This is a genomic window from Coleofasciculus sp. FACHB-712 (assembly GCF_014695635.1).
Classification (GTDB): Bacteria; Cyanobacteriota; Cyanobacteriia; order Cyanobacteriales; family FACHB-T130; genus FACHB-T130.
The window spans coordinates 1-13,943 of the sequence record NZ_JACJOQ010000454.1 but is presented as its reverse complement, the minus strand read 5'-3'; the positions used below and the strand labels follow the sequence as shown (position 1 = coordinate 13,943).

The 13,943-nt window shown below is 45.3% G+C and carries 3 protein-coding genes; all 3 read right to left on the bottom strand.

Annotated elements, in window-relative coordinates; all coding sequences use genetic code 11:
- Positions 1-4,561, bottom strand: a 4,561-nt coding sequence (locus H6F50_RS14450; protein WP_190429234.1) for a non-ribosomal peptide synthetase, incomplete at its 3' end; no start/stop codon positions are given.
- A 3-nt stretch (positions 4,562-4,564) separates the two neighbouring features.
- A complete protein-coding gene (locus H6F50_RS14445; RefSeq protein ID WP_190429233.1) occupies positions 4,565-11,356 on the bottom strand; it encodes a non-ribosomal peptide synthetase in 6,792 nt (2,263 codons plus the stop codon).
- Between the two features lie 295 nt (positions 11,357-11,651).
- A partial coding sequence (locus H6F50_RS27595) for an SDR family NAD(P)-dependent oxidoreductase (RefSeq protein WP_190429232.1) occupies positions 11,652-13,943 on the bottom strand: 2,292 nt, incomplete at its 5' end.

The following is a 13,943-nucleotide window of genomic DNA, read 5'->3' as shown; positions in this document are numbered from 1 at the left end:
GACCGACTGCAACTAATCCATTAATTTCTAATAGATAGGGTCGGCTTCCCCGTGGGCTGTAAAGGTTTCCAGTAGATTCAGAGGCGATTTTAAATAGCGAGGATGGCGGTAAAGTTTGGTCGAATTGACCAAGATAGTTGAAAGTTACCTCCGCTTGAGGCAATGCTTTTAGTGCCAAGGCGACTTCTTCACTGCTGAGGTAGCGCAATGCACCATACCCAAAGCCACGATTGGGAATCCGGCGGAGTTGTTCTTTAACTGCTTTTAAAGCTTCTCCGGGTTTGCTATTTTTACCCACATTCAACAGCACAGGAAAGACTGAAGTAAACCAGCCTACAGTGCGCGATAAATCGATTGATTCTGAGAACGTCTCTCGTCCGTGTCCTTCCAGATCCACGAGAACCGAATCCATCCCTGTCCATTGCGAAAAAGCTTGTCCCAAAGCGGTTAGTAACACATCGTTTATTTGGGTGTTATAAACCTTTGGAACTTCTTGTAATAGAGCTTGAGTTTCTTCTTGGCTCAAGCTGACGGATACGGTTTGAGCCGTAGCCATTGTATTCATTCCGTTAGCATCTACGGGTAAGCAAGAAATCGGTTTTTGTAATTCTGTCAGCCAATAATTTAGTTCTTGCTTTAATGCGGCTGAATTTGCATATTCTCGTAGTTGTTCAGACCACTGTTTAAACGAAGTTGTTTTAGCTGGAAGTTGAATGAATTCGCCTTGACTGATTTGTTCGTAACTTGTCTGCAAATCTTCTAGTAAAACTCTCCATGAAACACCATCGACCGCTAAGTGATGAATGACAATCAGCAAGCGGTTCGGCTGATTGTCGCCAAGCTCAAATAAAGCAACTCGAATCAGCGACCCTTCAGATAAATTTAAGCTGGCTTGAAGTTCATTAGCCGTATCTTCAATCGCTTGTTTTTGCTGAGTTTCTGACAGGTTAGAACAATCAAGTTTGATGAGTGGTATTACTTCATCAACATCAGCGTAAAACTGTTGCCAACCGGATGCATCCTTAACAAAACGCAATCGAAGTGCATCGTGATGTTTCAGTAATGCGTGTACTGACTTCTCCAACCCAGTAACATCCAATTTTTGCCTGGTTTCTAGCAAAACTGCCTGGTTCCAATGGTGAGCATCAAGTAGATTTTGCTCAAAAAACCATTGTTGAATGGGTGTTAAAAATACCGTTCCAGTTACGATACCTTGTTCAGCTTCAATCGTCGTCTGGGTTGTACCTGCTACCGCCGCTAACTCTGCAATCGTCTGATATTGAAAAATTTGTTTTGGACTTATCTGAAGTCCTGCATCACGCGCTTTAGAGATTATCTGAAGACTCAGGATAGAATCTCCACCTAACTCAAAGAAGTTATCGTGAATGCCAATTTTCTCAACTCCCAGAGCCTGCGACCAAACTCTCGCCAGAACTTCTTCCGTTGTGGTTTGAGGTGCGGTGTAAGCTGCTTCGACTTGGGAACGAGTGGGATCTGGAACTGGAAGCGATCGCCTATCTAATTTACCATTCGGTGTTAGTGGTAAAGCTTCCAACAACACAAAAGCCGATGGCACCATATAATGCGGTAGCTTTTCCTTCAAAAAACTACGCAATTCTTTAATTAATTCTGAATCTTGTAGGGATTTGCAGCCGTGCCTTTGTCCTAATTCAACATTACTAATATTGCTCACTATATAAGCAATCAAGCGTTGGTTTTCTGGTTCATTCTCGCCAGCTAACACCACAGCCTCACGCACCGCAGGATGTTGACTTAACACCCCCTCAATTTCTCCTAGCTCAATCCGGTAGCCGCGAATTTTTACTTGATAGTCCATTCTGCCAATAAACTCAATATTCCCATCAGGCAGAAACCGCGCTAAATCTCCAGTTTTATAGAGACGGGACTCTGGCTCATTACCGATTTCTTGCCCCCCCTCTTTGCTTGCGGAGAGGGAGCTAGGGGGTGAGGTTATTACTCCAAACGGATTAGAAATAAACTTCTCTTGTGTCAACTCAGGACGGTTGAGATAACCCCGCGCCAAGCCAGCACCTCCAACGTACAATTCGCCAGGGATTCCGATAGGTAGTGGCTGTAAATGGGAGTCTAAAATGTAAAGTTGAGTATTGACAAAGGGACGCCCAATCGGTATTAACTGCTCAACAGATAAATTAGCTGTCCCTTCAAAATAAGAACTATCAATTGTAGCTTCTGTCAAGCCAAAAGAATTAATTAGTCGCGTCTGACTTCCACAAAATTGGCGAATTTTTTCATACTCTTGTACATACCAACTATCAGAGCCACAAATTAGCAGCCGCATAAAATCGAGAGTTTTTTTGTTATCCTCCACATATTGAACTAAGCTCCTCAAAACAGCCGGAACAAATTCCGCACAGTTAATTCTTTCCTGGAGCATCAATTCATAAAGCTTTGGCGGCTCTAGTAAGAATTCGCGGGGACACAAAACCAACTTTCCACCAGAACATAAGGCACGAATGAAGTCTCCTGTAAATACATCAAAGGAGAAATTTGCCATCTGAAGATGACAACTAGATGCAGAGCGAAGTTGATAAGTTTCTTCCCAAGCTAGATAGATACTAATCAGGCTGCTATGCTGAATCATCACTCCTTTAGCTTTGCCAGTAGAACCGGAGGTATAGATGATATATGCCAGGTTCTCAAAAGTTATTTTGGAGAGGGGATTATGGGTGCTATTTTGTGCAATTAAATCCCAATCTGCATCCAGACACACAATTTTTGTTTCGTGTTGAGGCAGACTCTTTAACAACCGATTTTGAGTCAGCAACACAGGCACTTGGGTATCTAACAACATAAAAGCCAAGCGCTCTGAAGGATAGGCAGGGTCTAGGGGTACATAAGCGCCACCCGCTTTGAGAATGCCTAAAATTCCGACAATCATCTCTAGAGAGCGTTCTACACAGATGCCTACTAAAACTTCTGGTTTTACCCCTAGTTTTTGCAAGTGATGCGCTAGTTGATTCGCCTTGGCATTGAGTTCTGCATAAATTAGTTGTTGGTTCTCAAATACAACAGCAACAGCATCTGGTGTCTTCTCTACCTGCGCTTCAAATAGCTGATGAATACAGTGATTTTGAGGGTAATTCGCTTGGGTGTCATTCCAGTCAACTAGCAACTGATGCTGTTCGGTTTCTGTCAGTAATGGCAAATGTGATAGGGGGCGATCGCAATCAGCAACAATGCCTTCCAGCAAGGTTTGGAAATGCCCCACCATACGAGTAATCGTGGTCGCGTCGAACAAATCGGTATTGTATTCAAACGAGCCAATCAATTCTTCTCCCCGTTCGACCATATCCAGGCTCAAATCGAACTGTGCCGTACCGCTGTCCACTTCCAACGGACTCAGGGTTAGTCCCGACGCTAGCTGCATGGCTGGCATGGGAGCATTATTAAGAGCAAACCACACCTGAAATAGAGGATTTTGGCTCAAATCCCGCTCTGGTTGGAGTTCTTCTACAAGCTTTTCAAAGGGCAAATCCTGGTGAGCATAAGCACCTAACGTTACTTCGCGAACCCGATTTAGTAACTCTTTGAAAGTGGGATTACCACTTAAATCTGTTCGCAGCACCAAGGTATTGACAAATAACCCGATTAATCCATCAACTTCCGCTCGGTTGCGATTAGCGATCGCGCTCCCCACAATCAGGTCATCTTGGTTTGTGTAACGGTGTGCTAGCGTCTTGAATGCCGCCAGCATTGTCATAAACAAAGTCACACCCGTTTGCTGACTTAGCGATTTGAGGGCTGCTGTCAAGGTTTTGGATAGGACAAAAAATTGCTTTTTCCCCGTGTAAGACTGAATCGCCGGTCGAGGGCGATCGCTTGGCAGTTGCAGCACTGGCAAAGAACCACTCAATTGTTGTTTCCAGTAATTGAGCTGAGTTTCCAAAACTTTCCCCTGAAGCCAGTCACGCTGCCAAACAGCAAAGTCTGCATACTGAATTGGAAGTTCCAGAAGCGGTGAGGGGTTTCTATTAGAAAAGGCTTCGTAAAGTGCTGCCATTTCTTGCAGAAATACCCCCAAAGACCAACCATCGGAGATGATATGGTGCATGGTCAGTAGCAGCACATGATCTGCTTCATCTAGTCGTAGCAGCGTGACTCGCCACAGAGGAACTTTAGTTAAATCAAAAGGTTGTTGAATCTCTGCATTTGCTCTTGCATAAATCTCAGCTTCTCTCTCAGTTATTGGTAGCGCTGTTAAATCTACAATCGGCAAGTTTAGAGTTAAGCTGGCTCGGATAACTTGCACTGGCTGACCATCTTCAACCGCAAACGTCGTCCGCAAAGCTTCATGGCGTTGCACCATTTCGTTGAGACTTTGTTCCAAAGCGACAACATTCAGCTTCCCTGTAAGGCGGACAGCGGCAGGAATGTTGTAGAAAGGACTGCCTGGTTCAAATTGATCTAGAAACCACAATCTCGCTTGAGCAAAAGAAGTTGGAAGAACGAAAATATCGTCTTCTTGAATGTCTGTTTCTTGAGTGTCTGTTGTAGCGTCCCAGGAAGAATGCAATGTCATCGTTTACTCTCCCTTTTTTGATTGATTATGGGAACCGCGCCGAGCCGTTCTGGAAATTGGCTGAATCGCCGCTTCCTGAGCATCAGCGTTACTCTGTTTGGTTTGGGAAATGTTTTCAGCAAGTCCAGCAATTGTTGGCAACTCAAATAAATTTCGCAAAGGAATTTCTACTTGAAATGTGCGGCGCACCTTAGAAATCAGTTGAGTTGCTACTAAAGAGTTACCGCCTAACTCAAAGAAGTTGTCGTGAATGCCTACCCGCTCAAGGTCGAGAACTTCAGTCCAAAGTTGCGCTAGCTTTTCTTCAACCGGATTACGGGGAGCGATATAAGCAACTACCGATAAAGATAGATTTTCCGGTACAGGTAATGCTCGACGCTCGATTTTGCCATTTGCAGTTAAAGGTAAAGCCTCTAAAAACATGAAAGCAGATGGCACCATATAACTCGGCAGTTTCTGCTTCAAGAAGTCGCGTATATTGTGAATGCTAGGTGCTTGTTTTTTCGGCACAATGTAAGCGACTAAACGCTTGTCACCTGGGTTATCCTCCCGCAGCAAAACCACTGTTTCTCGGATAGCGGGGTACTGTATCAACGCTGCTTCAATTTCTCCCAGTTCGATGCGGAAACCCCGCAGTTTTACCTGATTATCAATCCTTCCGAGAAACTCAATATTGCCATCAGGTAGATAACGCGCTAAATCTCCAGTTTTGTATAGGCGACTCTCCCCCAAAGAGTTACCTGCTAAGGAAGGGGGCTGAATCGTTAGGTTTTTAAATGGATTAGGAATAAACTTCTGGGCTGTTAAATCAGGACGATTGAGATAGCCTCGCGCTAAGCCAACGCCGCCGATGTGAAGTTCCCCAGCCACACCTACTGGAACGGGTTGCAGATGGCGATCGAGGATATAAAGTTGAGTATTTGCGATCGCGCGACCAATCGGAACGATAGGTAGTTCGCTTTCCCGTTGACAAGCCCAATACGTGACATCAATTGCCGCTTCCGTTGGGCCATAAAGATTGTGTAATTGGGCGTCCAATCGCGCAAAGAAACTTTGCTGAAGTTCGTAGGATAAAGCCTCACCACTGCAAATCACTCGTTTGAGACATTGACATTTTTGCACTTCCAACTCTTCTAGGAAAATCTGAAGCATTGGCGGCACAAAATGAATCGTAGTGATTTCTTCCTGGGCAATCAGCTCCACTAAATAAGCGCTATCTTGATGTCCTCCTGGTTTAGCGACAACCAGACGAGAACCCGTTATCAAAGGCCAAAAGAATTCCCATACAGAAACATCAAAGCTGAAGGGGGTTTTTTGTAAAACTCGGTCAGTTTTTGTTAGTTGATAAGTATCTTGCATCCACAATAAGCGATTGCAGATACTCCGATGGGTATTCATCGCCCCTTTAGGAGTTCCTGTGGAACCAGAGGTATAAATAACGTAAGCTAAATTTTCTGCCGTCACACTGCTAGGAGGATTTTCTAAACTCTCTTGGGCAATGCTTTCCCAATCTGCATCAAGACACACAACTTTTGCTTTGTGTTTGGGAAGATTTTCAACTACATGCTGTTGAGTTAACAGCACGGTTACTTGAGAATCTGATAGCATGAAAGCTAGGCGTTCTGGAGGATAGGATGGATCGAGAGAAACATAAGCTCCACCCGCTTTCAGAATGCCAAGTAATCCCACCACCATTTCTAGGGAGCGTTCCATACAAACGCCAACTAAGACCTCTGGTTGTACGCCTAGCTTTTGCAAGTGATGTGCTACTTGATTAGCTTGTTGATTTAATGCCCGATAAGTTAATTTTTTATCTTCAAAAACAACAGCAATATTATCTGGTGTTTTTTCTACCTGAGTTTCAATCAGTTGATGAAGACACGCATCTTTAGGGTAATCAACCTGAGTGTCGTTCCATTCTACGAGTAACTGATGTTGTTCTTGCTCAGAAAGTAGAGTGGATAACTCATAACGTGCCGAAGGCTGGCTTGCCATAACTTCAAGAGTCTTAGCGTAATATCCCCTAATCGCCTCTCTTTCTTCTTGAGAAAATGAGGCTTGATATTCCAGCTTTACTTGAACGCGATCGCTTATCGGATTCAAGACAAAATTAGCAATCAAAGCAAAATTTGTCTCTTCAAAGAATGCTGCGTCTAATATTTCAATATTTTTCAACCCTAAAACACTTTCATAAACATGAAAATGCGTAAAGTTAAAAGCCGTTTCAAAAATCAATTCTCTATTTAGCTCTTTCTGCAATTCTGGCAGAGGATAACGGCGAAAAGGCAGCAATTCCCGCTCGGAGGCAAAGGTTTGTTTTACCAAGTCTATCCAGGTTCCTCCTGGCAATTCTTGACAAAATGGTAGTGTGTTCAGGAAAAGTCCTAGAACCTTTTCACCATCTTTTTTTTCTAACCTGCCATTGGAGACTAAGCCAGTTAAAACTGCTGATTGACCGCTCAACAAACTTAATACTCGCAGATGTGCTGCAAGCAGAACACTTTTTAGGGGAACGCCTGCGGATTCAGCGAGCTGCTTTAAACCTGCGGAAGTCTCAGAAGAGAGGAAAATTTCCTCCGCGCAAGATTTCTTTTGATGCGTTTCTTCAGCGGGAGGAAGCCAGCGAGGCAGTTTAGTAATCGTGCTGTCTTTTAACTTTTCGCTCCAAAAGCTGCGACATTCCTCGGAAGCGATCGCTTCCCGTTCTAAAGATACAAAGTCTCGGAAATGACTAACGGGTGATGGCAAAACTTCCAGCGTTTCTTCCCCTTCCAGCAAGGCAGAATACTGTTGAAACAACTCGGAGAATAAAGAAGCGACACTCCAACCGTCGAGAATAGCATGGTGGAAGCTGAGAGTCAGTTGAAAGGTTGCATCACTACGGCGATGTACGTGAAATTTCAGTAGCGGTGGAAGAGTCCAATCAAAGTTTCGGCTTTTTTCAATTTCAAACCAATTCGTGAGTGCGTCTACTTGTTCAGTGTCAGAAAGATGACGCCAATCTTCTACTTGCAGAGGAACTGGGAGCATTCTAGTTTTGTCAGAAGGGCGAATGGAATTCGCTTCTACACAGGCTAAACCCGCCTGCGCGAGTTCTATAGTCCGCGCAGGCGGACTTTGTTCGTATAGCCGCGATTTGCAATCGCCAGGGATATTTGTCTGATGAACAAGTTGTAGGGGTTCCTTGAAGCTAGTTAAATCGAAGCTGGTGCGTAACACTGCATGACGACTGATTAAATGGTGAATCGCTGTTTGCAGTGCTTCGAGGTCAAAAGTTGCTTGCACCTGGAAGCTTACAATGTCGTGATAAACTGCTGTTTCTGGACTGTATTCGCTATGGAACAGCATCCCCGCTTGCAACTTGGTGAGGGGATAGGCGTCCTCGATTTCATTGGGTAATTTTTGGCGATCTGCTTCGGAAATGAGGCTAAAAGGTGCAACGGGAGCAGTCTTTTCAATTTCACTTGCTTCTAGATGTGGTGCAAGTTCAGAAATCGTCTGATATTGGAAGAGTTGTTGTATAGAGAAATTTAAGCCTCGGTTTTGCACAAGCGATCGCACTTGTATACTCCGAATCGAATCACCACCCAAAGCAAAGAAGTTGTCGTGGATGCCAACTTGCTCCAGCTTGAGAACTTCGCGCCAAACTTCCGCTAACACCTGCTCTGCGGGCGTTCTAGGTGCCACAAACGCATCGTCTAAGTTGGGTCTGGCTATCCCCGGAGATGGCAATCCTTGACGATCTACCTTGCCGTTGGGAGTTAGCGGTAAAGACTCCAAAGTCACAAAGGCGGATGGGATCGAATACTCTGGCAGTTGCTGCTGTAAGTAAGAGCGCAATTCGCTAACTGTGGGGACTGCTGCTGACTTAGGAACAACATAAGCCACCAATTTAGATCCCGCTTCATCTTCCCGAATTAGCACCACCATGTCTCGAATTTGTGGGTGCTGTGCTAACACCGATTCAATTTCTTCTAGTTCAATCCGAAAGCCTCTGAGCTTGATTTGGCGATCGCATCTTCCCAGATACTCAATCGTGCCATCAGCTCGGTAACGCGCCAAATCCCCCGTTTTATAAAGGCGCGACCTCTCCCCCAGCCCCTCTCCGGCTAGGAGAGGGGAGCCGGACTCCCCCTTCCCTCGCAGGGAAGGGGGTTGGGGGGTTAGGTCTTTAAACGGATTGGGAATAAACTTTGCGGCTGTCAATTCGGGACGATTTAAATACCCTCGCGCCACTCCTGCACCGCCGATATGTAGCTCACCAATTACGCCAATCGGGACAGGTTGCAGATGCCGATCCAAAATATAAAGTTGCGTATTCGCAATCGGATGACCAATCGGAATCGATCCAGATTGATGCTTGCCTAAAGGGACTTGATAAATGCAGCAGCCAACAACAGTTTCTGTAGGCCCATATTCATTTACCAACACAGTATCCGGAGCAAATTTTTGCCAAAATTCAAGGCTTTGAGCTAAAAGATTTTCGCCGCCAATAATAAAGGCTTTAGTTCGACCCGCCGCTTCTTCAGGTGCTAACTGATGACGCAGCAAATCTAACTGAGCCGGGGTAATTTTAACTAAACTAAAGTCACCACCCTGACGCAGCGCCATACTCAACGCTTCGATACCCTGCGCTTCAGACAGCAAGATTACCCGATTCCCCACTAATAAAGGTGAAAATAACCCGGTAATCGTCATATCGAAGCTCAGGGAAGAGTGAACTGGAGCGCCTTTTCCGGCTTCGACGGCATAAGCTTGCGAACACCAACTTAAGTAATTAACCAGTCCTCGATGGGGAATCAAGGTTCCTTTTGGCTTACCCGTGGAACCAGAAGTATAGATAACGTAGGCGAGGTTATCAGCGTTAACTTTACTGGATGGAGTTTCTACACTTTCTTGGGAAATGCAATCCCAATCTGTATCTAAACAAATAACTTTAGCGGTGTGGTGAGGTAGCTTTTCGACCAAATGCTGTTGAGTTAACAACACCGGCATCTGAGCGTCTGACAGCATGAAAGATAGGCGCTCTTGGGGATAGGAGGGGTCTAACGGCACGTAAGCTCCCCCTGCCTTGAGAATGCCGATAAGTCCGACCATCATCTCCAAAGAGCGTTCTACACAGATGCCAACCAGAGATTCGGTTGTTATCCCCTGTTTTTGCAGGTAATGCGCTAGTTGGTTTGCACGTTCATTTAGCTGTTTGTAGGTGAGGTGTTGGTTCTCAAAGACGATAGCAACAGCATCCGGTGTTTTCTGTACCTGCTGTTCAAATAACTGATGAAAGCAGCTATCGGCAGGGTAATCAGTCTGAGTCTGATTCCACTCCACCAACAACTGATATCTTTCAGCCTCCATCAATAAGGGCAAATCCGACAAACGCCGATCGGGATTCGCCACAATACCTTCTAGCAGCGTTTGGAAATGCCCCAGCATCCGAGTAATTGTGGCTTCATCAAACAAGTCAGTGTTGTACTCCAACGACCCTGTTAGTCCTTGCTCGGTATCCGTTATCTCTAGCGTCAAATCAAACTTGGCGGTGCCAGTTTCCACCTCCAAAAGGCTCAAACTCAGACCCGGTAACTGCAAGGCTGTTTTAGGGGCAGTGTGGAGGGCAAACATCACCTGGAACAGGGGTGTATAACTGCGATCGCGACTTGGCTGTAGTTCCTCTACCAGCCTTTCAAAAGGCAGCTCCTGGTGAGTATAGGCTTGTAGCGCCACTTCGCGCACCCTCGCCAGCAATTCTCGAAAACTCATGTTTTCAGACAGCAGCGTGCGTAAAACCAGCGTGTTGACAAAGAACCCAATCAGAGGCTCGGTTTCCTTTTGAGTACGATTGGTCATGGGAGTGCCAATCGAGATATCTTGCTGGCCCGTATAGCGGTAAAGTAGCGTGTTAAAAGCCGCTAATAGCGTCATAAACAGCGTGCTTTCTGACTGCTGACTCAACGCCCTCAGCGATAAGGCAAGCGGTTGAGAAATGGTGAAAAATTGCCTAGCGCCCCTAAAAGTATTAACAGTTGGTCGCGGTCTATTTGTAGGGAGTTCCAGAATTGGGGAAGCACCCGTTAATTGCTGCTTCCAGTAGTTAAGCTGAGTTTCTAGAACTTCTCCCACAAGCTGCTGTCGTTGCCATGCAGCAAAGTCGGCATACTGAATCGGAAGCTCAGGCAAAGGTGACGGCTTGCCTTGACAAAAAGCTTCATACAATGCTGCCAATTCTTGAATAATCACACCACGAGACCAACCATCAGAAACAATGTGGTGCATCGTGAACAGCATCAGGTGTTCTGTCTCACTCAGCTGCAACAGCTTCACTCGCAGCAGTGGTTCCTGTGAGAGGTCAAAAGGACGTTGCGCCTCCTCTTTTTTCGCATCTTCTAATAACTGCTGCCGTTCGTTTTCAGGCAAATCCCGCAAATCAATTACGGGCAGATTTAACACCAAATCTGAAAATTTTTCCTGCACGGGTTCTCCCCCCACCGCCATAAAACGGGTTTGCAGAACTTCGTGCCGTTGTCGAATTTTATTTAGACTTTTTTCTAGTGCTTTTACATTTAAAAATCCTGTCAATCGGATAGCGATGGGGACATTGTAAATAGGGCTAGCTGGCTCTAGCTGATGAAGAACCCACAGCCGTTGTTGATGAAAAGATAAAGGCAACGATTTGGAATCTTTTCGTTGAGTAATCGAGTGATTTTTAACAGAACTCAAACCCTTTTGTTTGAGCCAAAGTTCCAGTAGCGCCCGTTGTTCCGGAGATAAAGCAGCAATTCTTTGAGAAATATTATTCATAATTAATTACCCATAAAAGCTTAGTGCTAGAGAAAGAACTGAGAGTATATAGCAATCCCATTTGATTCGTGAGATTTTTTTAACGAACCGCAGAGGACGCCGAGGGCGCAGAGGAAAGAGAAGAAGAGAGAAGATGAGTTCGCGAATCAAATAGGATTGCTATATAGCACCATAAACAATTTGTAAGATTTTCCATTTCTCTTCCTCTCTTCCTTGGCGCTCTTTGCGTCTTGGCGGTTCGTTCACAAAGATAATGTTCGCAAATCAGATATAACCGATCTAATTTTTATGCTTGCTAACGAAAGCTTGCTTGTGATTCTTTAGCAACCAGCGCTTGTATTTCATCCAAAGAGAGATTTTCCACCTCCACTAACATCTTCTCAATCTCCGCCATTTGTTCTAGATTAGGCTGCTTTTCGGCAATGACAGTAGCGAGTTCAGCGACTGTAGAAGCTTCAAATAGAAGAGTCCGCAACGGTAATTCCACTTGGAAAGTTTCACGCAGCCGGGAAATCGTTTGTACAGCCAGTAAAGAATGTCCGCCCAACTCAAAGAAGTTATCGTAAATTCCCACTTTTTCAAGTCCTATCAGTTCTTGCCAGATATTAGCAATACCTTGCTCAATCTCATTGCGAGGAGCAACATAGGCATTTGCTTGCAGGGGTCTGGGATGTCTTGTTGTCGATAATTGACTAAAATTCTCTGATTCTTGGGCGGCAGAAATTGATGAATTAAAGTTATTATTCTGCTCAATTGCATCTGACAAATCTTGCGTAGAAAGGATAACTTGAGGAAGGGGATTTCCCAAAATTCGGCTCAAGGCATCTACGGCTTCTGCGGGTAAAATCCCATTTTTCAGACTATCTTTCCGCCACTGTTTGAGTTTTTCGGGAACGGCGGTATTCACCGCCATGCCGACTTCTTGCCACGCATCCCAATTGATTGAGATTGTGGTACCAGATTTAAAAGGATTGCGGTGAGCAAAAGCATCTAAAAAGGCATTGGCAGCGCTATAGTCTACCTGTCCAAATCCGCCTTGGATTGAGCTAAGAGATGAACAGAGAACCACGAAGTCTAAATTGACATCCTTGAGGACATTATTTAGCACCAAAGTTCCCATCACTTTCGGAGCAAAAACACTCTCAACAATTTCTGGTGTTTTGAGTTGAATCATGCCACCACCCGCAACTCCAGCGGCGTGGATAACTCCGTGAATCTCACCAAAACGTTCTAGGGATTGCGCGATCGCATTCTGCATTTGTTCATCATTCGCAACATCGGCAGCGACTACCAGTACCTCAGCGCCGAATGCTTCTAATTCCTGCAATTTCCGAATCTTACGGCTGGTAGGATCGAGCGCATCATGCGTTGCTATCCATTGCTGCCACTGCTCTTTTGCAGGCAGTGCAGAACGCCCGATTAGAATAAGCTTGGCTTGTACTGTCTTAGCAAGGTATTCAGCGAAGACTAAGCCCATCCCTCCCATGCCACCTGTAATGAGATATACTCCCCCTTGTCGTAACCGGGTTTGGCTGGCTTTTTCTAGCGGGACTGGCTCAAATGTCTGAACCCAGCGATGATTGCCACGGTAGGCAATCATGGAGTCTGTTGACTCTACCCTTAGTTCTGCTAACAGTTGCTCGACTAAGTTGTTGGTTCCTGATTCCGAGAGCGCCACATCAACTTGACGACAATTGATGTGAGGATATTCTTGAGGAATGACTTTGCATGAACCGATGATGGTTGCTTTTTCAGGACACAATAGCTCGTCGCCAATAATGTCATGAAGATTGTTACTGGCAACTAGAAGTTGAATGGAATTGCTAACGGGTTCTTGTCCTAAGGCTGGCACTAAATAAATCAGACTGTAGAAACCGAGATTTTGGCTGGTTTCCAAGGACTGAGGCGGTGATTGGGTGATACTCCAGAGATGCGCGATCGCATTCGGTGTTTTCCCTTGTTCCCGTACGGCTTGAATCAAGGCGTGATAGTCATCCTGGCAAGCCGGATTAATCGTGTAAGCGTTGCTATCCAGTTGCTTAAATTGCTCTCCAACCCGAACAGATATCGCATCTTGTCCAGCTTGTTGCAATCGTTGGAGGATTTGAGAACCGATCCCACACTCATCAACAAAAACCAGGTAGCAAGCAGATGAAATCTCTCCCGTTTTGACCAGGGGGATTTTCTTCCAAGAAGGAACATAAAACCAGTCAGTAATATCCGATTTCCCTAGCTTGCTTTCACCTGGACTAATTGCTGGGACTTCGGTTTGGGGTTCAATCCAGTAACGCTGACGCTCAAACGGATAAGTCGGTAAAGGTACGCGGTGACGTTGTTCGCCAGCATAAAAACCAGACCAATTCACCGAAACGCCTGCTAGCCAAAGCCGCCCTAAGATATTGAGTAAAAAGGCAATATCTGAGTTTTGCTCTTGGGGATGGCGTAATGAAGGCAATACCACTTGCCCAATTGCATCATGGGAATGCTGTTTGGCAAGGGTACATAAACTACGCCCCGCACCAACTTCTAAGAGGATGCGATTTGGCTGTTGCAGTAATGTAGAAATTCCCTCAGAAAAACGTACTGT

Bases quoted from the DNA above. Each gene is read 5' to 3' on its own strand.
- H6F50_RS14445 (WP_190429233.1), bottom strand. From the start codon at position 11,356: ATGAATAATATTTCTCAAAGAATTGCTGCTTTATCTCCGGAACAACGG.